General features: G+C 70.0%; 26 protein-coding genes. 17 read left to right on the forward strand and 9 right to left on the reverse strand.

All coding sequences use genetic code 11. The annotated features are described in order from the left end of the window. Positions 1 to 2 precede the first annotated feature (2 nt). Genes VM306_RS29805 through VM306_RS29815 form a run of 3 tightly spaced genes read left to right on the forward strand, consistent with a single transcriptional unit; the run spans position 3 to position 2,038 of the window. Positions 3 to 773, forward strand: a complete 771-nt coding sequence (locus VM306_RS29805; RefSeq protein WP_325521072.1) for a dienelactone hydrolase family protein — start codon at positions 3 to 5, stop codon at positions 771 to 773. Between the two features lie 49 nt (positions 774 to 822). Further along, positions 823 to 1,245, forward strand: a complete 423-nt coding sequence (locus VM306_RS29810; RefSeq protein ID WP_325521073.1) for a hypothetical protein — start codon at positions 823 to 825, stop codon at positions 1,243 to 1,245. Between the two features lie 16 nt (positions 1,246 to 1,261). Next, entirely contained in the window at positions 1,262 to 2,038 is a 777-nt protein-coding gene (locus VM306_RS29815) for an alpha/beta hydrolase (RefSeq protein WP_325521074.1), read from the forward strand. On the opposite strand, the gene VM306_RS29820 is transcribed toward VM306_RS29815, so the two are convergent. Beyond that, a complete protein-coding gene (locus VM306_RS29820) occupies positions 2,022 to 3,053 on the reverse strand; it encodes a LacI family DNA-binding transcriptional regulator (RefSeq protein ID WP_325521075.1) in 1,032 nt (343 codons plus the stop codon). The two genes, VM306_RS29815 and VM306_RS29820, sit on opposite strands and share 17 nt — an antisense overlap. Before the next feature lie 144 nt (positions 3,054 to 3,197). On the opposite strand from VM306_RS29820, the gene VM306_RS29825 reads away from it, so the two are divergent. Genes VM306_RS29825 through VM306_RS29835 form a run of 3 tightly spaced genes read left to right on the forward strand, consistent with a single transcriptional unit; the run spans position 3,198 to position 5,983 of the window. Then, entirely contained in the window at positions 3,198 to 4,214 is a 1,017-nt protein-coding gene (locus tag VM306_RS29825; RefSeq protein WP_325521076.1) for a sugar ABC transporter substrate-binding protein, read from the forward strand. A gap of 3 nt (positions 4,215 to 4,217) precedes the next feature. Next, entirely contained in the window at positions 4,218 to 5,219 is a 1,002-nt protein-coding gene (locus tag VM306_RS29830) for an ABC transporter permease (protein ID WP_325521077.1), read from the forward strand. Next, positions 5,216 to 5,983: an ATP-binding cassette domain-containing protein gene (locus VM306_RS29835; protein ID WP_325521078.1), complete on the forward strand. Its 768-nt coding sequence runs from the start codon at positions 5,216 to 5,218 to the stop codon at positions 5,981 to 5,983. Before VM306_RS29830 ends, VM306_RS29835 begins: the two co-directional genes overlap by 4 nt. A gap of 99 nt (positions 5,984 to 6,082) precedes the next feature. Here the strand turns inward: VM306_RS29835 and VM306_RS29840 are convergent, their stop codons facing one another. Both VM306_RS29840 and hrpA read right to left on the reverse strand, forming a co-directional pair. Then, a complete protein-coding gene (locus VM306_RS29840; protein WP_325521079.1) occupies positions 6,083 to 6,589 on the reverse strand; it encodes a hypothetical protein in 507 nt (168 codons plus the stop codon). Between the two features lie 43 nt (positions 6,590 to 6,632). Further along, positions 6,633 to 10,499, reverse strand: a complete 3,867-nt coding sequence (gene hrpA / locus VM306_RS29845; RefSeq protein ID WP_325521080.1) for an ATP-dependent RNA helicase HrpA — start codon at positions 10,497 to 10,499, stop codon at positions 6,633 to 6,635. Positions 10,500 to 10,837: 338 nt separating this feature from the next. Between hrpA and VM306_RS29850 the strand changes: the two genes are divergently transcribed. Both VM306_RS29850 and VM306_RS29855 read left to right on the forward strand, forming a co-directional pair. After that, positions 10,838 to 11,398: a DUF4240 domain-containing protein gene (locus VM306_RS29850; RefSeq protein ID WP_325521081.1), complete on the forward strand. Its 561-nt coding sequence runs from the start codon at positions 10,838 to 10,840 to the stop codon at positions 11,396 to 11,398. Between the two features lie 71 nt (positions 11,399 to 11,469). After that, complete coding sequence (locus VM306_RS29855; protein ID WP_325521082.1) at positions 11,470 to 11,784, forward strand: hypothetical protein; 315 nt, start codon at positions 11,470 to 11,472, stop codon at positions 11,782 to 11,784. Here VM306_RS29855 and add read toward each other — a convergent pair. After that, positions 11,751 to 12,725 carry an adenosine deaminase gene (add, locus tag VM306_RS29860; RefSeq protein ID WP_325521083.1) on the reverse strand — a complete coding sequence of 325 codons (975 nt, stop codon included), beginning with the start codon at positions 12,723 to 12,725 and terminating at the stop codon, positions 11,751 to 11,753. The genes VM306_RS29855 and add overlap by 34 nt on opposite strands. A gap of 63 nt (positions 12,726 to 12,788) precedes the next feature. Further along, the gene (locus tag VM306_RS29865; RefSeq protein ID WP_325521084.1) at positions 12,789 to 13,514 is read right to left on the reverse strand and encodes an alpha/beta hydrolase; all 726 of its coding nucleotides are present in this window, start codon (positions 13,512 to 13,514) and stop codon (positions 12,789 to 12,791) included. 218 nt (positions 13,515 to 13,732) lie between these two features. Here VM306_RS29865 and VM306_RS29870 point away from each other — a divergent pair, with 218 nt between their 5' ends. The 4 genes from VM306_RS29870 (at position 13,733) to VM306_RS29885 (ending at position 18,259) form a co-directional block, all read left to right on the forward strand. Continuing rightward, entirely contained in the window at positions 13,733 to 14,104 is a 372-nt protein-coding gene (locus tag VM306_RS29870) for a DUF4180 domain-containing protein (RefSeq protein WP_325521085.1), read from the forward strand. A 108-nt stretch (positions 14,105 to 14,212) separates the two neighbouring features. Further along, the gene (locus VM306_RS29875; RefSeq protein ID WP_325521086.1) at positions 14,213 to 15,259 is read left to right on the forward strand and encodes a threonine aldolase family protein; all 1,047 of its coding nucleotides are present in this window, start codon (positions 14,213 to 14,215) and stop codon (positions 15,257 to 15,259) included. Then, complete coding sequence (locus tag VM306_RS29880) at positions 15,256 to 16,374, forward strand: site-specific integrase (protein ID WP_325521087.1); 1,119 nt, start codon at positions 15,256 to 15,258, stop codon at positions 16,372 to 16,374. The genes VM306_RS29875 and VM306_RS29880 overlap by 4 nt, the downstream gene beginning before the upstream one ends. A 364-nt stretch (positions 16,375 to 16,738) precedes the next feature. Beyond that, complete coding sequence (locus tag VM306_RS29885) at positions 16,739 to 18,259, forward strand: M4 family metallopeptidase (RefSeq protein ID WP_325521088.1); 1,521 nt, start codon at positions 16,739 to 16,741, stop codon at positions 18,257 to 18,259. Positions 18,260 to 18,336: 77 nt separating this feature from the next. Here VM306_RS29885 and VM306_RS29890 read toward each other — a convergent pair whose 3' ends face one another. Continuing rightward, complete coding sequence (locus tag VM306_RS29890; protein ID WP_325521089.1) at positions 18,337 to 18,786, reverse strand: YybH family protein; 450 nt, start codon at positions 18,784 to 18,786, stop codon at positions 18,337 to 18,339. A gap of 102 nt (positions 18,787 to 18,888) precedes the next feature. On the opposite strand from VM306_RS29890, the gene VM306_RS29895 reads away from it, so the two are divergent. Both VM306_RS29895 and VM306_RS29900 read left to right on the forward strand, forming a co-directional pair. Further along, a complete protein-coding gene (locus VM306_RS29895) occupies positions 18,889 to 19,263 on the forward strand; it encodes a YciI family protein (protein ID WP_325521090.1) in 375 nt (124 codons plus the stop codon). Then, positions 19,260 to 20,438 (forward strand): RNA polymerase sigma factor, encoded by a 1,179-nt coding sequence (locus tag VM306_RS29900; RefSeq protein ID WP_325521091.1) that lies wholly within the window; start codon positions 19,260 to 19,262, stop codon positions 20,436 to 20,438. The genes VM306_RS29895 and VM306_RS29900 overlap by 4 nt, the downstream gene beginning before the upstream one ends. Here the strand turns inward: VM306_RS29900 and VM306_RS29905 are convergent. Genes VM306_RS29905 through VM306_RS29915 form a run of 3 tightly spaced genes read right to left on the reverse strand, consistent with a single transcriptional unit; the run spans position 20,410 to position 22,986 of the window. After that, positions 20,410 to 21,102, reverse strand: a complete 693-nt coding sequence (locus tag VM306_RS29905; RefSeq protein ID WP_325521092.1) for a histidine phosphatase family protein — start codon at positions 21,100 to 21,102, stop codon at positions 20,410 to 20,412. The two genes, VM306_RS29900 and VM306_RS29905, sit on opposite strands and share 29 nt — an antisense overlap. Positions 21,103 to 21,112: 10 nt before the next feature. Next, a complete protein-coding gene (locus VM306_RS29910; protein ID WP_325521093.1) occupies positions 21,113 to 21,940 on the reverse strand; it encodes an undecaprenyl-diphosphate phosphatase in 828 nt (275 codons plus the stop codon). Further along, complete coding sequence (locus tag VM306_RS29915) at positions 21,937 to 22,986, reverse strand: LLM class F420-dependent oxidoreductase (protein WP_325521094.1); 1,050 nt, start codon at positions 22,984 to 22,986, stop codon at positions 21,937 to 21,939. Before VM306_RS29915 ends, VM306_RS29910 begins: the two co-directional genes overlap by 4 nt. Before the next feature lie 72 nt (positions 22,987 to 23,058). On the opposite strand from VM306_RS29915, the gene VM306_RS29920 reads away from it, so the two are divergent. The 3 genes from VM306_RS29920 to VM306_RS29930 all read left to right on the forward strand — a co-directional run bounded on the left by VM306_RS29920 (position 23,059) and on the right by VM306_RS29930 (position 25,089). After that, a complete protein-coding gene (locus VM306_RS29920; RefSeq protein ID WP_325521095.1) occupies positions 23,059 to 24,024 on the forward strand; it encodes an aldo/keto reductase in 966 nt (321 codons plus the stop codon). A gap of 199 nt (positions 24,025 to 24,223) precedes the next feature. Beyond that, a complete protein-coding gene (locus VM306_RS29925; protein WP_414672467.1) occupies positions 24,224 to 24,880 on the forward strand; it encodes a YncE family protein in 657 nt (218 codons plus the stop codon). Then, the gene (locus VM306_RS29930; protein ID WP_325521096.1) at positions 24,877 to 25,089 is read left to right on the forward strand and encodes a DUF5703 family protein; all 213 of its coding nucleotides are present in this window, start codon (positions 24,877 to 24,879) and stop codon (positions 25,087 to 25,089) included. Before VM306_RS29925 ends, VM306_RS29930 begins: the two co-directional genes overlap by 4 nt. Positions 25,090 to 25,173: the final 84 nt, after the last annotated feature.

Consider the following 25,173-nt stretch of genomic DNA (forward strand, 5'->3'; position numbering starts at 1 on the left):
ACGTGAGTGCTGTGCGCGGAACGACCGTCGACGTGACCACCGCGGACGGCGTCGCGGACGCCTACGTGGTCCATCCCGGCGGTGAGGGCCCGTTTCCCGCCGTGTTGCTCTACATGGACGCCTTCGGCCTGCGCCCGCACCTGGAGACGATGGCCGACCGGCTCGCGTCGGCCGGGTACCTGGTACTGGTGCCGAACGTGTTCTACCGGGCCGGCAGGGCCCCGGTGGTCGAGCTGCCGGACTACGTCGACCCGGCGGCGAGGCCGGGGCTGTTCGAGCAGATCATGCCGATGCTGCGGTCGCTGACGCCGGAGAGCCTGATGAGCGACGCGCGGGCGTACCTGCGGTGGCTGGACGACTGTCCGCTCACCGTCGACGGACCCGTCGGCATCACCGGCTACTGCATGGGCGCGGGCCTGGCGCTGCGCACGGCGGGCACCTACCCGGACCGGGTGGCCGCGGCGGCGGGTTTCCACGGCGCGAACCTGGCCTCCGAGGCCGGCGACAGCCCGCACCTCGTGGCCGGCGACGTCACGGCGGAGCTGTACTTCGCCCACGCCGACCAGGACAGTTCGATGCCGCCGGAGCAGGTGCGGCGCCTGGAGCGGGCGCTCACCGACGCGGGTGTGCGGCACCGCTGCGAGGTCTACGCGGGCGCGCACCACGGCTACACCCAGGCCGACACGGCCGCCTACGACGCCGAGGCCGCCGAACGCCACTGGACCGAGCTGCTGGCCCTGTTCTCCCGCACGCTCACGCCCCGGCAGGGCTGACCTGTGGGATTAACCTCCGGCTAACCGGGGCGCGGCAGGGTCGGCCGGTGTGAGAATCGTTCCTGTCGCGGCGGTGGCCGCGGTCGTGCTGGCGGGTCTGTCCTCGGGTGTCGCGCACGCGGAGTCGGCGCCGGGCTGCGGCCCGGTCACCCAGATCGGCGCCACCGCCTACATCAACGGCACCTCGTCGAGTGCGTGGGCGTCGGTGAAGCAGTTCAAGGGGTGTGGCAAGAACTGGTCGTACGTGTACGTGTGGGACTCGTTCGTCGACCGGGTCGGTGACTTCCAGATCGCGACGTGGGTCGAGACGACCACGATGAACGGGTACGTGAAGGCGCCGCGCAACCAGCAGGCGGTGTGGTCCAAGGGCACGGACACGTTGTCGGTGTGCACGCGGGCGGCCGGGTCGATGGTGGACTTCGTGAGCAACCCGGACTACGCGCACACGGTGAAGACAGAGAAGCGGTGCTGAGCGTCATCATGGGGTGATGAGAGGGCCGGTGTTGGTCGCGGTGGCGGTGGTTGTCACCATCGTCGCCGTGGTCTTCGCCTTTCAGCGCAAGCTGGTCTACTTCCCCTCCCCCGGTCCGCTGCCGTCCGCCGGGGAGGTGCTGCCCGGCGGACGGGATGTCCGGCTGGTGACGGCGGACGGTCTGCTGCTGGGCGGCTGGCACTTCGAGGTGCCCGGCGCGCCCGCGACGGTGGTCGTGTTCCCGGGCAACGGTGGCAACCGGGCCGGCCGTGCGCCGCTGGCGCGGGAGCTGACCGCGCGCGGGCTGTCGGTGCTGCTGTTCGACTACCGCGGCTACGGCGACAACCCGGGCAAGCCGTCCGAGGAGGGCCTGGCCTACGACGCGCGGGCGGCGCTGGACCTGGTGGACGGGCCGGTGGTGTTCTTCGGCGAGTCGCTGGGCGCGGCGGTGGCGGCGGAGCTCGCGACCTACCGCGCGCCGAAGGGCCTGGTGCTGCGCTCGCCGTTCGCGTCGCTGGCGGCGGTCGGGTCGCACCACTACCCGTGGCTGCCGGTGCGGATGCTGTTGCAGGACAAGTATCCCGTGCTGGAACGGGTGTCCGCTGTGGACGTCCCGACGGTGGTGCTGCTGGGCACGGCCGACTCGGTGGTGCCGCCCGCGCAGAGCCGTGAGGTGGCGACGGCGGCGCGGGCGAAGCTGGTCGAGATCGCCGGCGCGGACCACAACGACGCGGTGCTGAACTGGGGTCCGCAGGTCGTCGACGCGGTGCTGTCGGTCAGCCGGGCGGCCTGATCTCACCGGAGCCGCGGCACACCAGCGCCGCGGGGACGACGGCGTGCACCGGGGGTGAGGTGTCGCCGTCGATGCGGGCGAAGACGAGCTCGGCGGCTTTGCGGCCGATGCCGGGGACGTCTTGCCGCACGACGGTGATGCCGGGGTCGAGCATGTCGGCGAGCGGGAAGTCGTCGAAGCCGATGACGGCGACGCGGCGGTGCAGGTCGCGGGCGCGCAGCACGCGCATGGCGCCGACGGTGACGAGGTTCTGGGCGGTGAACAGCGCCGTGGGCGGCTGTGCGAGGCCGAGCAGCGACGCGGTGGCGGTCTCGGCGAGGCCGGCGCCGTGCAGGTCGGTGCGCACGAGTTCCTCGCGCAGGGTGAGGCCGGTGTGGGCGAGGCCTTCGAGGTAGCCGGTGTAGCGCTCCTGGCTGGTCCACAGGGTGCGGCGGTCGCCGAGGAACGCGATGTCGCGGTGCCCGAGGGCGGCGAGCCGCAGGACGGCGTCGCGGGAGCTGTCGCGGTTGGTGGTGGTGACGCAGTCGGTGCCGCCGAAGGTGGGGGGCCGGTCGACGAGCACCATCGGGGTGCCGCGTTCGCGTTCCTGCTGCAGGGCGTCCTGGTGGCCGCCGGCGGCCATGACGACGACGCCGTCGACGCGCCGCGCGGACAGCGACACGAGCAGTTCGCGTTGCAGCTGGTGGTCGTCCTCGCTGCTGCCGGCGAGCACGAGGACGCCGTTGTGGCGGGCGCGGTCCTCGACGGCGCGCAGCAGGGCGGCGTCGAAGGGGTTGGACAGGTCCTCGAACAGCACGCCGATGGTGGCGCTGCGCCGGTCGGAGCGGCGCAGGCTGCTGGCGGTGAGGTTCGGCCGGTAGCCGAGGGTGCGGGCGGCGGCGCGGACCCGGTCGGCGACCTCGGTGCCGGCGCCGGGCAGTCCGTTGATGACGCGGGAGACGGTCTTGGTGCTGACCTTCGCCAGCGCGGCGACGTCGCGCATCGTCGGTTCGCGGCGCCCGTGCACCTGTGCCATGTCCCGCCGCTCCCACTTCCAACGACCCTTGCGTCAACGATGACGCAACGGTATACCGATTGACTAGCTCGCGTAGCTGCTCTCCCGTTCACGGCAGAGGGAATGCGGACGGGCGGTTACGTCAACGATGACGTAGGAGTGGTCATGCGCAGAACTGTCGGGGTTGTCAGCGCAGTGGCGGTGCTCGTGGCGGTCACGGCGTGCGGGGGTGGTGGCGGCTCCTCCGGCGGTGCGACGCTGGTGGGGCTGGTCACGAAGACGGACACGAACCCGTTCTTCGTGAAGATGAAGGAGGGCGCGCAGCAGGCGGCCTCGTCCTCGGGTGCGACGGTGCAGTCGTTCGCGGGCAAGCAGGACGGTGACAACCAGTCGCAGGTCGACGCGATCGAGAACCTGATCGCCTCGGGTGCGAAGGGCATCCTGATCACGCCGAGTGACTCGAAGGCGATCGTGCCGTCGGTGGACAAGGCGCGTGCGGCGGGCCTGCTGGTGATCGCCCTGGACACGCCGCTGGAGCCGGCGGACGCGGCCGACGCGACGTTCGCGACCGACAACTACCAGGCCGGTCTGCTGATCGGGCGGTGGGCGAAGGCGAAGTTCGCGAAGGAGGGCAGGCAGGCGAAGATCGCGTTGCTGGACCTCAACCCGAACCAGGTGTCGGTGGACGTGCAGCGCGACCAGGGGTTCCTGGAGGGCTTCGGCGTCGACGTCAAGGACCGCAACCGCATCGGGGACGAGTCCGATCCGCGGATCGTGGGCCACGACGTGACCAACGGCGACCCGGCCGGTGGCCGCACGGCGATGGAGAACCTGCTGCAGCGCGACCCCGGCATCACGCTGGTCTACACGATCAACGAGCCCGCGGCGGCCGGGGCCTATGAGGCGTTGAAGGCGGCGGGCAAGGAGAAGGACGTCGTGATCGTGTCGGTCGACGGCGGCTGTCCCGGTGTCACCAACGTCAAGGGCGGGGTGATCGGGGCGACCTCGCAGCAGTACCCGCTGAAGATGGCGCAGCTGGGCGTGGAGGCGGTCACGAAGTTCGCGAAGGACGGCTCGAAGCCGCGGAACACCGACACGGGCGTCACGCTGATCACCGACCAGCCGGCCGAGGGCGTCGAGTCGAAGGACTCGGCGTTCGGCCTGCAGAACTGCTGGGGCTGAGCGATGAGCGCCGCGGTGGAGGAACGGGACCGGTCGCCGCTCAGCCGCGTGCAGCACCTGCTGCACGCGCAGGCCACGATCGGGCCGGCGGTGGTGTTGCTGGTGTCGGTGGTCGTGTTCGCACTGTTGTCGGAGCGGTTCCTGACGCCGGGCAACATCTCGCTGATCCTGCAGCAGGTCGCGGTGGTCGGCACGCTCGCGGTGGGGCAGACGATCGTGATCCTGACGGCGGGCATCGACCTGTCGTGCGGGGCGATCATGGTGCTGACCTCGATCGTGATGGCGAAGGTCGCGTCGGAGACCGGCCTGCCGGGGCTGCCGGCGCTGCTGCTCGGGTTCGTCGTCGGCACGCTGTGCGGGCTGCTCAACGGGCTGCTGGTGACGCGGCTGAAGCTGCCGCCGTTCATCGTCACGCTGGGCACGCTCAACGTGTTCTTCGCGCTGAACCTCTGGTACTCGGGCAGTGCCACGATCCGGGGCACGGACATGCCGTCGCTGCTGCTGTTCACCGGGCAGACGGTCACCGTCGGCGGCACGCGCATCACCTACGGCTCGATCATGCTGGTGGCGCTGGTGGCGGCGATGGCGTTCGTGCTGAAGAACACCGCGTGGGGCCGGCACGTCTACTCCACCGGTGACGACGTGGAGGCCTCGCGCCTGTCGGGCATCCGCACGGCGCGGGTGCTGCTGAGCGTGTACGCGACGGCGGGGCTGATCTACGCGGTGGCGGCGTGGACGCTGATCGGCCGGATCGCGTCGGCGAGCCCGCAGGCGGGGCAGACCGACAACCTGGACTCGATCACGGCGGTGGTGATCGGCGGGACGTCGCTGTTCGGCGGCCGCGGCGCGGTGGTGGGGTCGCTGATCGGCGCGCTGATCGTCGGCGTGTTCCGCAACGGCCTCGCGCTGGCCGGTGTCGACGTGCTGTGGCAGACGATGGCCGTCGGTGTGCTGATCATCGTGGCGGTGTCGCTGGACCAGTGGATCAGGAAGGTGAAGGCATGACCACCCCGATCCTGCAGGCCAGAGGCCTGGTCAAGCGCTACGGCAGGGTGACGGCGCTGGCAGGCTCGGACCTGGAGCTGCTGCCGGGCGAGATCCTCGCGGTGATCGGTGACAACGGCGCGGGCAAGTCGTCGCTGATCAAGGCCCTGTCGGGGGCGGTGGTGCCGGACGAGGGCGAGATCCTGCTCGACGGCGAGCCCGTGTCGTTCCCGACGCCGCTGGACGCGCGGCGGGCGGGCATCGAGACGGTGCACCAGTCGCTGGCGGTGGCGCCGTCGCTGGACATCGCCGCGAACCTGTTCCTGGGCCGCGAACGCCGCCGGCCGGGTGTGCTGGGCTCGGTGTTCCGCATGCTCGACCGCCAGGGCATGCGCGACGAGGCGCGCCGGCAGCTCGACGCGCTGGGGATCATGACGATCCAGAACCCCGGCCAGGCGGTGGAGACCCTCTCGGGTGGCCAGCGCCAGGCCGTGGCGGTGGCGCGGGCGGCGGCGTTCGGCAGCCGGGTGGTGATCATGGACGAGCCGACGGCGGCGCTGGGTGTGCGGGAGTCCCGCGCGGTGCTGGACCTGATCCTGCAGGTGCGGGAGCGGGGCCTGCCGGTGATCCTGATCAGCCACAACATGCCGCACGTGTTCGAGGTGGCCGACCGCATCCACATCCAGCGCCTCGGACGCCGCAAGGCGGTCGTGGACCCGAAGTCGGTGTCGATGTCGGACGCGGTGGCGATCATGACCGGGGCGATGGAGCCGCCGCAGGGGTAGGCCGTGCCGAACGGGGTGTCGATCACGTACGCCACCGGCCGTCCACTGCCCCGCGGGCGACGCCGGTGGCGGTACCCGTCGTTGCTCGTGCGGGTGTGCCTACCGGAGGAGGTCGCGGATCACCGACTCCAGCGGCGCGATCACGTTGCGGGAGAGCATGAGCTCCTCGGACACGAGCACCTTGCCGCGGCTGAGCCGGCGCCAGAACTGCCCTTCGAGGGGGACCTGCAGCACGTCGAGGGTGAAGATCGGCCGGTGGCCTCGTTCGTGTTCGAGGTCGACGACGACTTCCTGGACGGCGTCGGTGAAGCCGCGCCGGACCTCGTCACGGCGCTGGGTGTTCTCCGGTGCGGTGAAGGCGCCCCAGTCGCGGTAGGCCTCGCGCAGCCGCACGGGCAGGCCCACCGGTTCACGGCCGGCTCCGGACGAGGTGCAGTCGCGCCACCACCGGTCCCAGTCCTCGACGAGCCCGGGCGGGTACAGGGCGCCTTCCAGGCGCGGGACCGGCGGCACCAGCCGAGGTATGGCGTCGGCCGTCGGTGTGCTGATGCCGAGCGCGTCCCGCACGAACAGGGCGAACGTGCCGCCGTCACCGCTTGAGATCACCCACGTGGAATCCCCCGCGAAGGTCATGCTCCACGGTAGCGGCTCACAGCGGCACGGCGTCCAGCGCTTTGAAGATCCTCTTGTCGCTGACGGTGTAGCGGGTGCCGATGGTCTGCGCGAAGTACGACAGCCGCAACTCCTCGATCATCCACCGGATCTCGTCGAGCTCCGGCGACGGCTCGTCGGCCGGGGTCTGGGCTCGCAGGTCCCGGTACTCGGCGTGGACCTCGTGGATCTTGGCGGTCCACTCGAGGTCGCGGCGCGGGTTCTCCGGCAGCTTCTCGATCCGCCGGGCGATGCCCTTGAGGTAGCGCACGAGGTCGGGCAGCCGGTCGTAGCCGGTGTTCGTCACGAAACCCTTGTACACCAGCGAGTTCAGCTGTCCGCGGATGTCGTTGACCGAGTCGGGGGCGCCCTTGGGGCCCGCGAGCTTCAGCTCGGCCTCGTGGGCCGCCTCGAGGACCTTGCGGACCTCCTGCACGACGACCCACGTGGTCTCGTTGAGCGCGGCCTGGACTCGCTTGAGCTGCGCGGCGTAGGACTTGGCGTCCCAGGCGGGTTCGCCCATGAGCCGGTCGACGGCGGCGGTGATGCAGTCCGACAGCAGCGCGGCGACGCCGCCGTGGGGGTTGCGGGTCAGGGCGAGCTTGGCGGCGTTGTCGAGGTGGCGCTGCAGGTGCTTCACCGGTGAGTTGAGACCCAGCAGCAACAACCGGCGCACGCCGCGGCGGTGGGCGTAGGTCTGCCGTCCCGGGGTGTCGAGGACCTTGATCGCGACGGTGTCGCCGCGGTCGACGAGCGAGGGGTAGGCGGTGACGGTGATGCCGGACTGCCGTTGCTCGATCGTCCTGGGCAGGGCGTCGAAGTCCCAGGTGGTGATACCGGTGCGTTCGAGGTGCCCGGCGGCCTGGCTGAGCGACTCGCGGACCTCGTCGCGCAGCTTGTCCTTCAGCGCCGCGATGTCCTTGCCTTCGGCGAGGGTGCGGTCGTGCTCGTCGACGACCTGGAAGGTGAGCTTGAGGTGGTCGGGCACGGCGTCGAGCTGCCAGTCCTCGCGCTGCACCGTGACACCGGTGAGCGCCCGCAGCTCCCGTTCGACGCCGGTGAGCAGCGACGTCTCCTCCGGCTTGATGCGGGCCAGGACGGCGGTGGCGACGTCGGGGACGGGCACGAAGTTGCGGCGGATCTGCTTGGGCAGCGACCGGATGAGCGCGACGACGAGGTCGTGGCGCAGGCCGGGGATCTGCCAGGAGAACGCGTCGTCGTCGATCGCGGTGAGCGCGGGCAGCGGCAGCTTCACGGTGACGCCGTCGTTCTTGGTGCCCGGCTCGAAGTGGTAGCTCAGCGGCAGCGTGAGCTCGCCCTGGCGCCACTGGTCGGGGTAGGCGTCGGGGTGCACGTCCGCGCGGTCGTTGACCAGCATGTCCAGCGTGAAGGTGAGCTGGTTCTTGTCCTTCTGCTTCTTCCACCACGAGTCGAAGTGCCGGGCGGAGACGACCTCGGGGGCGACGCGCTTGTCGTAGAACTCGAACAGCGTCTCCTCGTCGACGACGATGTCCCGCCGCCGCGCCCGGTTCTCCAGCTCGCCGACCTCCTCCAGCATCGCGCGGTTGGTGTGGAAGAACCGGTGGTGCGTGGTCCACTCCCCCTGCACGAGCGCGTGGCGGATGAACAGCTCACGGCTCAGCGCGGGGTCGATGCGGCCGTAGTTGACCTTGCGGCCGGCGACGATCGGCACCCCGTACAGCGTCACCTTCTCCAGCGCGACCACGGAGCCGCGTGTGGACTCCCAGTGCGGTTCGGAGTACTGGCGTTTGACGACGTGCTCGCCGAGGCGCTCGGCCCACTCGGGTTCGATCTTGGCGACGATGCGTCCCCACAGCCGGCTGGTCTCGACGAGCTCGGCGGCCATCACCCACTGCGGTGGTTTCTTCGCCAGGGCGGAGCCGGGGAAGATCGCGAACTTGGCGTTGCGGGCGCCCAGGAACTCCGTCAGCGGGCGCCGTTTCTCGTTCGGCGCCTGCTTCTTGAGGACGTCCTTGACGCCGATGTGGCTGAGCAGCCCGGACAGCAGGGCGATGTGGATGTTGCGGGGGTCGCCGGGCTGCTCGGCCAGGTGCATGCCGATCTGCTTGGCGACTTGGCGCAGCTGCAGGTAGATGTCCTGCCACTCGCGCACGCGCAAGTAGTTGAGGAACTCGCTCTTGCAGAGCTTGCGGAACTGGTTGCCGCTGAGCTCCTTCTGCTTGTCCCGCAGGTACTGCCAGAGGTTGAGGAACGTGATGAAGTCCGATTCCTTGTCGACGAACCTCGCGTGCTGCTGGGTGGCGGCCTCCTGCTGGTCGGCGGGCCGTTCGCGGGGGTCCTGGATGGACAGCGCCGCGGCGATGATCATGACCTCTTTGAGGCAGCCGGTGGTGTCGGCCTCCAGCACCATGCGGCCCAGGCGCGGGTCGACGGGCAGGGCGGCGAGCTTGCGGCCGGTGGGGGTGAGCGTCTTCTCGGCGGCGTTGATGGCGCCGAGCTCCTGCAGCAGGCCGATGCCGTCGTTGATGTTGCGCGAGTCCGGCGGGTCGATGAAGGGGAACCGCGCGACGTCGCCGAGGCCGATGTTGGTCATCTGCAGGATGACGCTGGCGAGGTTGGTGCGCAGGATCTCCGCGTCGGTGAACTCGGGGCGGGCCTCGAAGTCCTCCTCGGAGTACAGGCGGATGCAGATGCCTTCGCTGACGCGTCCGCAGCGGCCCTTGCGCTGGTTCGCCGACGCCTGGCTGATGGGTTCGATCGGCAGGCGCTGGACCTTGAGGCGGTGGCTGTAGCGGGAGATGCGCGCGGTGCCGGGGTCGATGACGTACTTGATGCCCGGCACGGTGAGGCTGGTCTCGGCGACGTTGGTGGCGAGCACGACGCGCCGCCCGGTGTGGCGCTGGAAGACGCGGTGCTGCTCGCCGACGCTCAGCCGCGCGTAGAGCGGCAGGATCTCGGTGTTGCGGAGGTCTTCTGCTTTGAGGGCGTCGGCGGTGTCGCGGATCTCGCGTTCACCGGACAGGAACACCAGCACGTCGCCGGGGCCTTCCGCCTGCAGCTCGTGGACGGCGTTGATGATGCCCTGGGTCTGGTCGTCGTCCTCCTCGAGCGGCCGGTAGCGGGTCTCGACGGGGTAGGTGCGGCCGGAGACCTCGATGACCGGGGCGTCGTCGAAGTGCTGGCTGAACCGCTGCGGGTCGATCGTCGCGGAGGTGATGACGACCTTGAGGTTGGGGCGGCGCGGCAGCAGCTGCTTGAGGTAGCCGAGCAGGAAGTCGACGTTGAGGCTGCGTTCGTGGGCCTCGTCGATGATGATCGTGTCGTAGCGGCTCAGGGTCCTGTCGGTCTGGATCTCGGCGAGCAGGATGCCGTCGGTCATGAGCTTGACCAGCGTCTCGTCACCGGACTGGTCGGTGAACCGGACCTTGTAGCCGACGGTGTCGCCGAGCTTGGTGCCCAGCTCCTCGGCGACGCGTTCGGCGACGGTGCGCGCGGCGATGCGCCGCGGCTGGGTGTGGCCGATCTGGCCGGTGATGCCGCGGCCGAGCTCGAGGCAGATCTTGGGCAGCTGGGTGGTCTTGCCCGACCCGGTCTCCCCGGCGACGATCACGACCTGGTGCCGCGCGATCAGCTCTTTGATGTCGTCCTTGTGCTGGCTGACCGGCAGCTCTTGCGGGTAGCTGATCTTGGGAACGGACTCCCTGCGCAGCGCGACCTTGAGGGCGGCCTCGTCGATCAGCGAGGCGATCTCCTCGGTGATCTTCCTGCGGGCGAGCGGGTCCTTGACCTTGCGTGCGCCGTCGAGGCGCCTGGCGAGCCGGCGTTGATCACGCGGCATGAGCTCGGGCAGGCGTTTGTGCAGTTCAGCGAGCGGGGTGTCCATTTGGGTTCCAGGATAGTCAGGCGATGCGAATCGTTCGCGCCAATAACGGTGTGAGGTGGGCCGAACAGGGCTGACCTGGGCCGATGGCGGGCGCGGCGGGTCGGTCCGCGCCCGGTCGGTCACCTCGTGCGTGCACTGGCGGAGTGCGTCGTGCGGCCGGTGCTCCACGACGCCGGCCTCGGCACGTTCGCGGATGCCCGCGTGGCCCGCTCACACCCGCCGCGCCGTCTGCCTGTCCCGTCTGCCTGTCCCTCGGTCGGGTGACTCGTCGTCTGGTCTGAGCTGCGGTGATGCCGGGGCGTCCGAAATTGTCAGACCCTCTCGCTAGCGTGCTCGGCATGGACCTGAACGCGTTCTGGGGCCTGGTGGAGTCCTCCGCTGCGGAGACCTCCGGCCAGGACGAGCGGCTGGAGTGGCTGACGGCTGCTCTGGCCGCGCTGCCTCCTGGTGAGGTGGTGGAGTTCGCGGTGCGGCTGGGCGAGGTGCGGCGCCGGGTCGACACGTGGGAGCACTGGCAGGCGGCGCATCTGATCTGCGGCGGGCTGTGTTCGGACGACGGGTTCTTCTACTTCCAGGCGTGGCTGGTCGGGCAGGGGCGGTCGGTGTTCGACGCGGTGGCGGCGGAGCCGGACGCGCTGGCCGATCTGCCGCACGTCCGGTTGCTGGCCTCGCGTGGTGGCGTGCACGCGTGGGCGGATGAGGACTGGCCGGACTGGGAGGGCCTCGACCACGTGGCGGGTGAGGCGTTCGACGGTGATCTGGAGGCGGTGCTGGCCGCGCGCGGGCTGGAGCCGCCGTCGTCTCCGGAGCCGGAGGGTGAGCAGTTCGACTTCGCTGATCCGGCCGGGATCTCGGCGCGGGTTCCGCGGCTGGGCGCGTTGTTCGGGAAGGTGGCGTGATGGACGTTCCGGTGGGTGTCCCAGTAGATGACCCCGTGAATGACCCGGCGGATGTCCCTGCGGGTGTGGCGGTGGACGTCGTGGTGTGGCGGGCTCCTGGTCCGGCGTCGTCGGCGGAGGCCGCGGCCCGGTACGCGGAGTTGCGGTCCTCGCCGCTGGGAGCGTTCGAGCCGTCGGTGGCGGCGTTCGTGCGCGAGTTACGGCAGACGTCGCCTGATCCGTCGTCGCCGTTGTCGTGGAACGACGCGCTGACGGTGGCCACGGACGCGGTGATCGTGCACGTGGTGTGGCCGGGGCAGCAGCGGGTGCTCGACCTGGTGTCGTTGCTGGCGGCCCGGCACGGGCTGGTGTGCTACGAGCCGGCGCGCCAGGTGGCGATGTCCTGACGCAGCGCCGCTTTCGTGGCGGCGGGGGCGAAGGAGGCGTCGACGGCGTTGGTCGCGAGGGTGGCCAGGGTGTCGTCGTCGAAGCCGAGCTCGTCGCGCAGCAGCTGGTACTCGCCGGTGAGCGTGGTGCCGGTGGTGGAGGGGATGTCGGTGTTGAGCGTGACGGTCAGCCCGGCGTCGAGCAGCAGTGGCAGCGGGTGAGAGGAGAGGGATTCGACCAGTCCCAACGCGACGTTGGACGATGGGCACGCTTCGAGTGGTGTGGCGCGGTCGCGCAGCAGTGCGACGACTTCCGGGTCGTCGAGGGCGCGGAACCCGTGGCCGATCCGGTCGGCGAGCCCGACGGTCACGGCTTCGGCCACGCTGGGTGCTCCGCAGCACTCTCCCGCGTGGTGCACGAGCCCGATCCCGGCTTCGCGCGCGGCACGGAACACGGCGGCGAACGGGGTGAGGGGGTAGTCCTCCGCACCGGCCATCCCGATCGCGACGACCTGTGGGTGCTTCGTGGCGAGGCGGAGTGAGGCTTCGAGGCGTTCGACCGGCCTCTTGCGAGGGTGGTCCACGATCACACGGCATTCGATGCCGTGGGCGGCCTGTCCTGCGGCGAGCCCGGACAACACCGCGTCGAGCGGCATGTCCGGATCCGAGAGCCGTTCTCCGTGCGCTGCCGCGGTGAACGTCACCTCCGCGTACCGGGTCCCCTGCGCTGCTTCCTCGGCGCAGAACTCGTACGCGATCCGGTGGAAGTCCTCTGCTCGCCGCAGGCAGTCCCGTACCTGGCCGTTGTGGGCGGCGAACTGCGTGAAGTCGTCGAACGGCCCTGTCCGCGCCCGGACGCCGACGCCGTGGTGGTCGGCGAGCTCGGCGAGGGTGCCGGCGCGCACGGTGCTTTCCAGGTGCACGTGCAGGTGGGCTTTGGGCAACGTCGCGAGGTCACGCATGGAGCGCGACGCTACCCAGGCCCGCCCGCGGTGCGCCCGGCATTTTCGTCGGGCGTAGGGGTGTTATCCGGCGAGGAAGCGGACGGCGCTGTCGAGTTCGTGCTCGGGGACGTCGCCGTGCCCGCCGGGGTTGGCGTGCAGGGACTTGCGGTGGGAGGCGAAGGCGTCGAACAGGGCGAGTCCGGCGTGGCGCGGGATGAGCTGGTCGTCCCACTGCAGCAGGAACCGCACGGGCACGGTGATCGTCGCGGCGGCGCGCACGAGGTCGTCGGTGGCGCCGACGAGCCCGACCACGGCGGTGCGGATGCGGGGTTCGGCGGCGAGGAGCGGGATGCCGATGGCGCTGCCCATGGACATGCCCCAGAAGCCGACGTTGCCGCCGACGCCCGGTACCGCGTCCAGGGTGGTCAGGGCGTCGAGGACGGAGCGCCATTCCGGGACCGCCCGCGAGGCCTGCAGGGCGTTGTACTCGGCCAGGAGAGGGCCGGGGTCCTGGCCCGCGGTGATGCGGGCGCGGATCTCGCGGGTGAAGTGGTCGTCGTCGGGGGTGCGGGGGCGGTCGCCGTGGCCGGGTGAGTCGAGGGTGACGACGGCGAGTCCGGCCGCGGTGCAGCGGTGGGCGTGGGCGAGGGTGCGGGGGGCTCGTTTGTGCTGGCCGCCGCCGTGGGCGCCGAGGACGAGGCCGGTGATGTCGCCGGCGGGGGTCCACAGGACGCCGGGGACGCCGTCGTGGTCGAAGCCGCGTTCGGTGGTGCCGTCCGGGGAGGTGGTCTCCGAGGTGTAGCGCATGGTCGTTCGCCTTTCGGGTGGCTGCTGGAGCGCTCCCCGTGGCGACGCGCGCCGAAGGCGTCAGGCCGTGTGTGTGGAGGAGCGCCCATCCGGGTTCACCGCGTTGATGGGACTCACCTCCTCGGGTCGTTCGCGTGCCGGTGACCTTATCAAGCCGTGGTGGTCGGCGCCGCAATTGCGGCGACACCGGGGCTGGTCCGGCATTAGGTTGCGGTGTCATGCCTGATGTTGTGCAGACGCGCCATGGCGCGACGGTGTTGATGTGTGCCCCGGACGGTCCGCCGATCGTGGACGAGCAGTCCGCTGTGGACCTGGTGGGGACGTTGTGGGGTCAGGACGTCCAGTGGCTGGTGCTGCCGCTGGCGCGGTTGAGCGAGGATTTTCTGGTGTTGCGCACGAGGGTCGCGGGCGCGGTGGTGCAGAAGTTCCAGCAGTACGGGTTCCGGCTCGTGGTGGTCGGGGACGTCACCGCGCAGGTGGCGGCGAGCACGGCGTTGCGGGACTTCGTCTACGAGTCGAACAGGGGCCGGCAGCTGTGGTTCGTCGCGGACGAGGCGGAGCTGGACGCGCGGCTCGCGGCGGCGGCCTGATCACGGCGGCTCAGTTACAGCGGCCTGGTCACGGCGGCTCAGTTACAGCGGCCTGGTCACGGCGAACGGCTCTGTTGCAAGTGATGTGCAATAGGTAGTGTCCGGGTCATGGAGATTCGTCGTTCCCTGTCGCACCACAGCGGTCCGGGCCGGTCGCCGCACGAGGTGCTGCGCCGCCTGACCGCGTATGTCGGTCCGGGCACGCGGCCGGAGGACCCGGTGCGGGAGCTGGAGGAGCGGGTCGCGGGCCTGCTGGGCAAGCCGGGGGCGTTGTTCTTCCCGTCGGGGACGATGGCGCAGCAGGTGGCGTTGCGGGTGCACGCCGAGCGCAGTGGCCGGCGCACGTTCGCGGCGCATCCGCAGACGCACCTGCAGGCGTGGGAGAACCAGGGCTACAGCGCGGTGCACGGCCTGCGGCTGCACCCGGTGGGCGACCGCCACGAGCTGATGACGCTGCAGGACCTGAAGACCGCCGGTGAACCGCTCGCGGCGGTGGTGATCGAGCTGCCGCAGCGCGACATCGGCGGTCTGCTGCCCTCGTTCGAGGACCTGGCGGCGCAGGCGAGGTGGGCTCGGGAGAGCGGTGCCGCGGTGCACTGCGACGGGGCGCGGCTGTGGGAGGCGCAGACCGGCTACGACGCGTCGCTGGCGGAGATCGCGGCGTTGTTCGACACGGTGTACGTGTCGCTCTACAAAGGACTCGAGGGGATCCGGGGCGCGGTGCTCGCGGGGGACGACGAGACGATCGCGCAGGCGGCGGTGTGGCGGCGCCGGCTGGGCGGGGCGATCGTGGACGCGTGGCCGTTGGCGGCGGCCGCGTTGATGGGCCTGGACGAGGTCCTGCCGAGGATGGCGGAGTTCCGGGCCCACGCGCGGGCGCTGGCGGAGGCGATCAACGCCGACGGGTTCGCGCACACGACACCGGAGGTGCCCGCTACTCCCCTGTTCCACGTGCACCTGCCGTTGTCGCGTGAGGACGCGCAGCGGGCGGCGCGGGATCTGCTGGAGGAGACGGGGATCCGGCTGTTCCTGTACGCGCGGTCGAACCCGGATCCGCGGCGGTGCGGCTTCGAGGTGAGCGTGGGAACCAGCGGGACGGGGTTCACGCCGGCCGAGGTGGTGGAGTTGATCAAGGGGCTACCATCGCGGGTGTGAGCCTGCCCGAACCCGTCCAGCACGCGCTGGTCAGGGTGTCGCACTCGGTGCTGATCGACGTCGACGCGCTCGCGAGGGTGCGCGAGAGGTTCGACGACGAGCAGGCGGCGTCGTTGTCGGGGTATCTGCGCAGCGCTCAGTCGCCGAACACGGTGCGCGCCTACCGGTCGGACTGGATCGCGTGGGCGGGCTGGTGCCAGGCCGAGGGGCGCCAGGCGCTGCCCGCGGACCCGCTCGACGTGGCGGTGTACCTGGCGGCCGCGGCGGACACGGTGAAGCCGGACGGGTCGGCGGCGTTCGGGGCCTCGACGCTGGAGCGCAAGTCGGCGGCGATCGCGGCGGTGCACGCGGCCAACGGCCTGCCGAGCCCGACGCGCAGCGACGTGGTGCGGCTGACGTTGCGCGGTATCCGCCGCAGCCGCAAGTCGCAGCCCCGCCGCAAACGCCCCGTTCTGCTCGACACCCTCGAGGCGCTGCTGAACGAACGCCCGGCGGACGGTCCCGCGCGCGCCCGTGACGCGCTGCTGCTGCTGGTGGGGTTCGCGGGGGCGTTGCGGCGCAGCGAGCTGGCGGCGATCGGGTTCGAGGACGTCTCGGTGGACGTGGACCCGCGCACGCACGAGCCGTTGCTGCTGGTCCGGCTCGGCACGACCAAGACCGACCAGACCGGCCGCCACCAGCAGTCGGTGGTACTGCCGCGCGGCAGTCGCCGGCCGACGTGCCCGGTGTGCGCGTTCGCGGACTGGTCCGATGTGCTCGACGGCAGGCAGGTCACCGAGAACGGCCTGCACCGCTGCCACGGCTTCGCGGGCTCGGCGCGCTCGGGCGCGCTGTTCCCGGTGATCAACCGGCACGGTGGCGTCGGCGGGAAGGCGATGTCGGGCCGCGCGGTGGCGGAGCTGGTGAAGCGCTACGCGCTCAAGGCCGGGCTGGACCCGGCGTTGTTCGGCGGGCACTCGTTGCGGGCGGGGTTCGCGACGCAGGCGGCGCTGGGCGGGGCGAGCGATCGGGAGATCATGCGGCAGGGCCGGTGGACCAACCCGCGCACGGTGCACCGCTACATCCGCACCGCGAACCCCCTCGAGGACAACGCGGTCACCCGCCTGGGCCTGTGAACCTGTGACCGGGCTCTCAGTTCACGGGTTGACCGTAAACAAGATCCCCTCCGGTCGGGCCGTGCCGGTCGGAGCAGCCCACTGCTCCGACCGCAGCTAACGGTCCTGATCGTTTCCGTATTGTTTCCCCGTGCGGTGAGCTGCGGGTTTGTCCCGCCATCCGGACAAAATCGGGTCCTCTGACCAGCGGCGCGGCCACATTTGTGAACTGATCTCGCATCTTGGGAACAGCTGGTCGCATGCACTCACAGCAATACGATCGCCACGCCCGGTCATCGACACCGGCCGGGCTGTTCCACGGTGAGCGCCCCGGCACCCCTGTAACGCCGGAGCGATCACTCCCTGCACCGGAACAGGAGCGTTCATGAAGCGCACGACCCTGGGCGTCACCACCGCCCTGCTGTCCACGGCGGCCCTGGCCGCCATGGGAACCCTCGGAGCCAGCGCCGCACCACAGCCGCGGGATCTCACCCAGCCCGACGCGCTGCACGCGGCGGCCGAGCAGGCGGGGACGATCTCCACCGCACTCGGCCTGTCCGGCGGCGAGCGGCTCGTCCCCCGCGACGTCGTCCGCGACGCCGACGGCACCGCGCACCTGCGGTTCGACCGCACCCTCAACGGCCTGAAGGTCATCGGCGGCGACCTCGTCGTCGCCCAGAAGGCCGGCCAGGTCACCAGCGTCACCAAGGCGTCCGGGGCCACCCTCGCGGGCCTCGACACCACCGCACCCGCCGTCTCGGCCGCCGGCGGTGAGCTCGTCGTGTTCGCCCTGGACCACGCGCCCGTGCTGGCGTGGGAGACGGTCCAGCACAGCGTCAAGGACGACCAGACGCCGTCCGAGCTGCACACGGTCACCGACGCCCGCACCGGCGAGACGCTGCTGACCTACGACGACGTCCACCACGTCGAAGGCACCGGCCAGTCCACCTACACCGGCACCGTCAGCCTCAACACCACCCAGTCCGGGTCGACGTTCCAGCTCAAGGACCCCGCCCGCGGCAACCAGGCCGTCAACAACCTCAACAACGGCTCCGGCACCGGCACCCTGTTCACCGACGCCGACAACAAGTGGGGCAACGGCACCTACACCGACAAGGCCACCGCCGGCGTCGACGCCGCGTTCGGCGCCGCCAAGACCTGGGACTACTACAAGTTCGTCCACGGCCGCAACGGCATCAAGAACAACGGCCAGGGCGCGCTGAGCAAGGTCCACTACGGCACCAACTACAGCAACGCCTTCTGGTCGGACTCCTGCTTCTGCATGACCTACGGCGACGGCGCCCAGAACCGCAACCCGCTGACCTCCATCGACGTCGCGGCCCACGAGATGAGCCACGGCGTCACCTCCGCCACCGCCGGCCTGGTCTACTCCGGCGAGTCCGGCGGCCTCAACGAGGCCACCAGCGACATCTTCGGCTCCACCACCGAGTTCTACGCCGCCAACACCACCGACGCCGGCGACTACCTCATCGGCGAGAAGATCAACATCCGCGGCGACGGCAAGCCCCTGCGCTACATGGACAAACCCTCCAAGGACGGCAAGAGCCTCGACTACTGGTCCAGCACCGCCGGCAACGTCGACGTCCACTACTCCTCGGGCATCGCCAACCACTTCTTCTACCTGCTGTCCGAGGGCAGCGGAGCCAAGACGATCAACGGCGTCGCCTACGACTCCCCCACCGCCGACAACCAGCCCGTCACCGGCATCGGCCGCGACAAGGCCGAGAAGATCTGGTACCGCGCCCTGACCACCAAGTTCACCTCCAGCACCAAGTACGCCGCCGCCCGCACCGGCACCCTCGCCGCCGCGGCCGACCTCTACGGCGCCTCCTCGGCCGAGTACGCGGCGGTCAACCGCGCCTGGGCCGCGGTGAACGTCAAGTAGCGGCACCGACGCACGAGACCGGGGCCCGGACCGCATCCCCCTGCACGGTCCGGGCCCCTGCACGGTCCCACCGCGTGTCACGGCTCCAGGTCGGTCGCCGCCAGGAACGACCCGTCCATGTGGAACGGCACCGAGTCGTGCGAATGCGTGATGAGCCACCGCCCACCCAGCCGCTGCAGCCCCGCGGTCGTGCGCATCCACATCGAGAACCCCTCCGGGTAGCCGACCGGCACCGCCGCCAGCCGCGCCAGCCCGTGCGCGAACGCCACGTCACCGGACACGACGACCGTCAGATCCCGGTACTCCAGCGTGATCGGCCCCTCGAACCCGGCCATCCACCCCGCCAGCGACTCCACGTCCCGCGCGTCCACAGCCGCGTTGCGCAACGGAGGCGCCAGCGTGCACGTCACCACGTCATCGGCATAGCGGGCCACGACCCGCTCCGGCGACCGCAGCCGCATGCCCTCCGAGTGCTCGATGAACAACGCGCGGATCGCCGCCTCGTCCTGCACCACTGTCCGAGTCATCAGGAACCTCCCTCACATCGACTGACACACCGGTGTCGAGACGGAGCCCGCGGTCTCGACATGGCGGTGAGAGGATTTCTCGCCAGCGAGCAGGAGGCCGAAGTGAAGTACCTGATCCTGATCTACAGCAACCCGAGGTCACGGGCCGCGTGGGACAAGCTCACCGAGGAGCAGCAGCGCCAGTTCGGCCAGGACCACTACGACCTGTCCGACCGGCTGCGCGCCTCCGGGGAGCTCGTCGTCAGCGAGGGACTGCCCGGACCGGAGACCGGCAAGGGCGTCAGCGTCCGCGACGGCGAGGTCGTCGTCACCGACGGGCCCTTCGCCGAGGCCAAGGAGTACCTCGCCGGGTTCTACCTCGTCGAGGCCGACTCGATCGACCAGGTCATCGCCCACGCCGCCACACTGCCCGACGCCCACCACGACGGCATCGAGGTCCGGCCCGTCTGGGACCCCTCCGTGCTGGACGACCTGTGACCGCACCACTCGACGGCCTGCTGCGCGACCTCGCGCCGCAGGTCCTCGGTGTGCTCGTCCGCCGCCACGGCCAGTTCGACGTCTGCGAGGACGCCGTGCAGGAAGCCCTGCTCGCCGCCTCGCAGCAGTGGCCCGTCGACGGCGTCCCGGACAACCCCCAGGGCTGGCTCATCACCGCCGCCAGCCGCCGCTGGATCGAGCAGTACCGGTCCGAGGTCGCGCGCCGTCAGCGCGAGAACAAGGTCGCCGCCCTCACGCCCCCGCCGCCCGATCCCGTGCCGGCCCAGGACGACACCCTCACGATCCTCGCACTGTGCTGCCACGACAGCCTCACCACGGCCTCCCAGATCGCCCTCACGCTCCGCGCCGTCGGCGGCCTCACCACCGCGGAGATCGCCCGCGCGTTCCTCGTCCCCGAAGCCACCATCGCGCAACGCATCAGCCGCGCCAAGCAGAAGATCAGGCAGTCCGGCGCCCGCTTCCGGCCACCGAAAGACCTCACAGCCGTCCTGCACGTCCTCTACCTGATCTTCACCGAGGGCTCCACCGCCAGCTCCGGCGACGAACTCGTCCGCGTCGACCTCACCGCCGAAGCCCTCAGGCTCACCCGCCGGCTGCACCGCAGAAGACCACACGACGGCGAGCTCACCGGCCTGCTCGCGCTGATGCTGCTCACCGACGCACGCCGCCCCGCCCGCACCGACGGCAACAACACCCTGATCCCCCTCGCCGACCAGGACCGCACCCGGTGGGACCGGGCCGCCATCACCGAAGGCACCGGCCTCATCCACAACGCCCTGCGCACCGCCCCCATCGGCCCCTACCAGCTGCAGGCGGCGATCGCGGCCGTCCACTCCGACGCCACCACCGCACAGGACACCGACTGGCACGAGATCCTCGGCCTCTACGACCTGCTCACCGTCACCGCACCCGGCCCGATGGTCTCACTCAACCGCATCGTCGCCGTCGCCATGGTCCACGGACCCGCCCGAGCCCTGGCCGAGCTGTCCACACTGGACCTCGACCACCACCGGGTGCACGCCGTCAGAGCGCATCTCCTGGACCTGCAAGGAAAGCACGACGAAGCCCGCGACGAATACGAGAAAGCCGCGAAACGCACGCTCAACGCACCGGAACAGCGCTACCTCACGTCCCGGTCGCGCCGCCCACGGTAGCGTCCGACGACGGCTCCTCCTGCGGCGCCGCCTTCGGCACCACACCCGCCAGATCACCACCGTTGTCGTTCACCCGCAACACGAACGGCCGCGTCTGCGTGTACTGCACCACCGAGATCGAACACGGATCCACGACAATGCGCTGAAAACCGTCCAGATGCACACCCAGCGCATCCGCCAAGATCGACTTGATCACATCACCGTGCGAGCACAACACCCACACAGCCCCCGGACCGTGCTCCTCGGTGATACGAGCATCATGCGCACGCAACGCGGCAACAGCACGCGCCTGCACATGCGCCAAACCCTCACCCTCGGGAAACACAGCGGCGGACGGATGCTGCTGCACCACCGCCCACAACGGCTCTTCCAGCAGATCCTTCAACGCCTTACCGGTCCACGCCCCGTAATCCACTTCGGACACGTCCGGCTCCGCCACCGCCTCCAGCGACCGGTCAGCCAGAAAAGGCGCCAGCGTCTCCTCACACCGCTGCAGAGGAGACGACACGACAGCACTGACCGGGATGTCCCTCAACCGGTCCACCAGAGCCGCGGCCTGCGCCCGCCCCCGCTCGTCCAACCCCACACCCAGCGATCTCCCGGCCAGCACACCGGAACCGTTGGCAGTCGAACGAGCATGTCGGAGCAGGATCACAGTGGCCACGACACCCACCTTAGATCGGCTGCAACAACCCCATCGACAGCAGCCCCATCAGCACCAGACCCAGCATCAGCCGGTACCACACGAACGCCGAGTACGAATGCTTCGACACGTACTTCAACAACCACGCGATCGTCGCGTACCCCACCACGAACGAGATCAGCGTCGCCACGACCATCTGCGGAATCGACGCCTGCACACCCTCACCACTGCGCTCCAGCACATCCGGGATCGAGAACAACCCCGCCCCGAACACCGCCGGAATCGCCAGCAGGAACGAGTACCGCGCCGCCGACTCCCGGTTCAACCCCAGGAACAACCCCGCCGTCAACGTGCCACCCGAACGCGACACACCCGGGATCAGAGCCAGCGCCTGCGCCAGCCCCATCCCGATCGCGTCCTTCATCCGCAGCTCATCACGCTGCTGCTTCGCCAAGTGGTCCGCCAAACCCAGCAGCAGACCGAACACCACCAGCATCGTCGCCGTGATCCACAGGTTCCGCGCCGACGTCCGGATCTCGTCCTTCAACAGGTACCCGAGAACCGAGATCGGCACGGAACCGATGATCACGTACCACGCGAGCCGGTAGTCCTTCTCCTTGCGCGCCTCCGCGTCGAACAAACCCCGGAACCAGGCACTGATGAAACGCCCGATGTCCTTCGCGAAGTAGATCAGCACCGCCACCTCGGTACCCAGCTGGATCACCGCGGTGAACGAAGCGCCCGCGTCGTTGCCGAAGAACAGCGTCGACGTGATGCGCAGGTGCGCACTGCTGGAAATCGGCAGGAATTCCGTCAGTCCTTGGACCAGTCCGAGGACCAGAGCCTGCAACCAGCTCAACTACCCACTCCCGCCAGATCCAAAGCCTCGGCCGCGGTGCGAAGACCCGCGATCCCCTGCTCGAGATCTTGCAGCATCGGCGAAACGGACAGCGTGGTGACCCCCGCGCCCGCGAGAGCCTGCATCTTGTCTGCTATGCGCTCCTTCGGACCCAGCAACGCCGTCGCGTCCAGGAACTCCAACGGGATCGCCGCCATCGCGCCGCCATAGTCCCGCGCCAGGTACTTCTCCTGGATCTCCTCCGCCTCAGCCGGGAAACCCATGCGCACCATCAGGTTGTTGTAGAAGTTCTGCTTCCGCGAACCCATGCCACCGACGTAGAGCGCCGTGTACGCACGAACCGGGTCAGCACACGCCTTCCAGTCATCACCCACCACCAGAGGAACAGTCGGAACGACGTCGAAGCCGTCCAACGTCTTCCCGGCCTTCTCCCGGCCCGCCCTCACGCCGGCCAGAGACTCCGCCGAGAACTCCGGCGAGAAGAAGATCGCCAGCCACCCGTCCGCGATCTCCCCCGTCAGCTCCAGGTTCTTCGGACCCACAGCCGCCAGGTAGATCGGGATCTGCTCACGAACAGGGTGCACCGTCAGCTGCAACGCCTTACCCGGACCATCCGGCAACGGCAACGTGTAGTGCTCACCCTCGTACCGCAGCTTCTCCCGCGACAGAGCCCTCTTCACGATCTCCACGTACTCACGCGTCCGCGCCAGCGGCTTGTCGAACCGCACACCGTGCCAGCCCTCCGACACCTGCGGACCCGACACACCCAGCCCCATCCGGAACCGGCCACCCGACAACGTGTCCAACGTCGCCGCCGTCATCGCCGCCATCGCAGGCGTCCGCGCCGGAATCTGGAAGATCGCGCTACCGACGTCGATGCGATCGGTCTGCGCGGCCACCCACGCCAGCACCGTCGGCGCATCGGAACCGTAGGCCTCCGCAGCCCACACCACCGAAAAGCCGAGCCGGTCGGCCTCCTTGGCCAGCTCAAGGTTCGCGGCGTCGTTGCCGGCGCCCCAGTATCCGAGGTTCAGTCCGAGCTTCACGCAGCGAGACCCTACCGGTCAGTAACACCGATTGCCAGGCTCAGCCGATGATCACCCCTTAGCATCCCGCACGTGGAACAGCGATACCTCGGCCGCAGCGGCCTCCGCGTCTCCAGAACCGCACTGGGCACCATGACGTGGGGACAGGACACCGACGCCGACGAGGCCGCCACCCAACTCATGGCCTTCACCGACGCCGGCGGCACCCTCGTCGACACCGCCGACGTCTACACCAACGGCGAAGCCGAACGCATCCTCGGCACCCTCCTCGCCGAAATCGTCCCCCGCGACGAACTCGTCATCGCCACCAAAGCCGTCGCCCGCCGCACCGACGGCCCCTTCGGCGGCGGCGCCTCCCGCGGCGCCCTCCTCACCGCCCTCGACGGATCACTCCGCCGCCTCGGCATCGACCACGTCGACCTCTGGCAACTCCACGCCTGGGACACCAACGTCCCCGTCGAGGAAACCCTCTCCGCCCTCGACCACGCCATCAACACCGGCAAAGTCCGCTACGCCGGCATCTCCAACTACAGCGGCTGGCAACTCGCCACCGCCGCCATGACCCCCACCACCCACCCCCTCATCTCCACCCAGGTCGAATACTCCCTGCTCGAACGCGGCATCGAACGCGAAGTCGTCCCCGCCGCCCTGCATCACGGACTCGGCCTGCTCCCATGGGCCCCCCTCGGCCGTGGCGTGCTCACCGGCAAATACCGCAACGGCACCCCACCGGACTCCCGCGGCGCCTCCACCCACTTCGCCGGCTACGTCGAACAACACCGCAACGACCGCGCCGCCCGCATCGTCCAGGCCGTCGCCACCGCCGCCGACGGACTCGGCACCTCCCCGCTGTGCGTCGCCCTCGCCTGGGTCCGCGACCGCAACGGCGTCGTCGCCCCCGTCGTCGGCGCCCGCGACACCAACCAGCTGCTCGCCTCCCTCGAAGCCGAGCAGCTCACCCTGCCCCCGGCGATCCGCGCCGCACTCGACGACGTCAGCGCCATCGAGCTCGCCTACCCCGAACGCCCCATGCTCTGACCTCGTTCGTTCTTTGCTGATTGTCGGTCTTGCTGTTCAGGTGGACGGGATCGCCAATTGGTATTGAATTTAGTCAACACTGAAATAATAGAGATAACTACTACACGCCGGCTGATGAGTTTCACCCCACCCCTTGCGTGACCTTCGACCGAACGTCGTGGATGCTGGAAGTCCACGACGTTCCCAGGAGGACCCGATCTTGCGCCGGCTCGCCGCTCTGCTCGTGACCACCGCCGCCCTGGCAGCGTGCGGACAGAGCGAGAGCTCCCAGGACCCGCTGCAGGTCGCGGAGACCCTCGAGGCCGCCAAGCCCGCCCACTCCCCCGCCCAGACCGGCGCGGTCCCCGGCGACATCACGCCAGGAGGCACGTTCACCGAGGGCGACACCACGCTGAAACTCCAGGTCAACGGCCGTAACGTCGAACTGGACCGGTTGCGCAGCGCCGTCTTCGAGATGACCACCGACGACAAGGGCGCCCAGACCAGGGGCACCGGCCTGCGAGCGGGCGACGGCGCCACCAACGCCGTCCCCGACCGCTTCGGACGACTTCTCGTCGTCGACACCCGCGGCGGCGAGTTCCTCGCGTTCTCGATCAACCCGCTGATCATGCGCCAGCGCTACCCCGTGCCCGGCACCCCCTACGGCATCGCCTACGACGCCAAGCGCGACATCGCGTGGATCACGCTCACCGAGCGCAACGAGGTCGTCGGACTCGACGTCGCCGGTGGCGAACCGACCGAGAAGCACCGGTTCCCCACCGTGCGTCAACCCAACACCGTCAGCGTCGACCAGGAAACCGGACGAGTCACGGTCACGTCCGGCGACAACGGAGGGATACAGGTGATCTCGCCATGAACGAAGGGGTGATCGACGGGGACTGGGAGTACCGGCCGCTGCGCCTGCCGCCGGGTGTCTCCCGCCGAACCGCGACCACGCAGCTCGCCATCCATGCCGAGTTCGCGGGCTGGGAGCTGTCGCGCACGCTGCTCTACGGCGACGGGTCCCGCAAGGTCTGGCTGCGCCGCAAGCGCCAGCCCGACCTGGTACCAGGTCTCATCACCTGACCACCACGCCCTCGCCGAACGCGAACGGACTCGCCTCGCACTCCGCGACGAAGTCCGCCGGAAAGCCCCGCTCGGGCGGGGCCG

Origin of the sequence: Lentzea sp. (assembly GCF_035525475.1) — a bacterium.
GTDB lineage: Bacteria > Actinomycetota > Actinomycetes > Mycobacteriales > Pseudonocardiaceae > Lentzea.

Excerpts from the sequence above, each read along its gene's own strand:
- VM306_RS29815 (WP_325521074.1), top strand. The coding sequence starts at position 1,262 with ATGAGAGGGCCGGTGTTGGTCGCGGTGGCGGTGGTTGTCACCATCGTC.
- VM306_RS29820 (WP_325521075.1), bottom strand. The coding sequence starts at position 3,053 with ATGGCACAGGTGCACGGGCGCCGCGAACCGACGATGCGCGACGTCGCC.
- VM306_RS29825 (WP_325521076.1), top strand. The coding sequence starts at position 3,198 with ATGCGCAGAACTGTCGGGGTTGTCAGCGCAGTGGCGGTGCTCGTGGCG.
- VM306_RS29830 (WP_325521077.1), top strand. The coding sequence starts at position 4,218 with ATGAGCGCCGCGGTGGAGGAACGGGACCGGTCGCCGCTCAGCCGCGTG.
- VM306_RS29835 (WP_325521078.1), top strand. The coding sequence starts at position 5,216 with ATGACCACCCCGATCCTGCAGGCCAGAGGCCTGGTCAAGCGCTACGGC.
- hrpA (WP_325521080.1), bottom strand. The coding sequence starts at position 10,499 with ATGGACACCCCGCTCGCTGAACTGCACAAACGCCTGCCCGAGCTCATG.
- VM306_RS29850 (WP_325521081.1), top strand. The coding sequence starts at position 10,838 with ATGGACCTGAACGCGTTCTGGGGCCTGGTGGAGTCCTCCGCTGCGGAG.
- add (WP_325521083.1), bottom strand. The coding sequence starts at position 12,725 with ATGCGTGACCTCGCGACGTTGCCCAAAGCCCACCTGCACGTGCACCTG.
- VM306_RS29865 (WP_325521084.1), bottom strand. The coding sequence starts at position 13,514 with ATGCGCTACACCTCGGAGACCACCTCCCCGGACGGCACCACCGAACGC.
- VM306_RS29870 (WP_325521085.1), top strand. The coding sequence starts at position 13,733 with ATGCCTGATGTTGTGCAGACGCGCCATGGCGCGACGGTGTTGATGTGT.
- VM306_RS29875 (WP_325521086.1), top strand. The coding sequence starts at position 14,213 with ATGGAGATTCGTCGTTCCCTGTCGCACCACAGCGGTCCGGGCCGGTCG.
- VM306_RS29885 (WP_325521088.1), top strand. The coding sequence starts at position 16,739 with ATGAAGCGCACGACCCTGGGCGTCACCACCGCCCTGCTGTCCACGGCG.
- VM306_RS29890 (WP_325521089.1), bottom strand. The coding sequence starts at position 18,786 with ATGACTCGGACAGTGGTGCAGGACGAGGCGGCGATCCGCGCGTTGTTC.
- VM306_RS29930 (WP_325521096.1), top strand. The coding sequence starts at position 24,877 with ATGAACGAAGGGGTGATCGACGGGGACTGGGAGTACCGGCCGCTGCGC.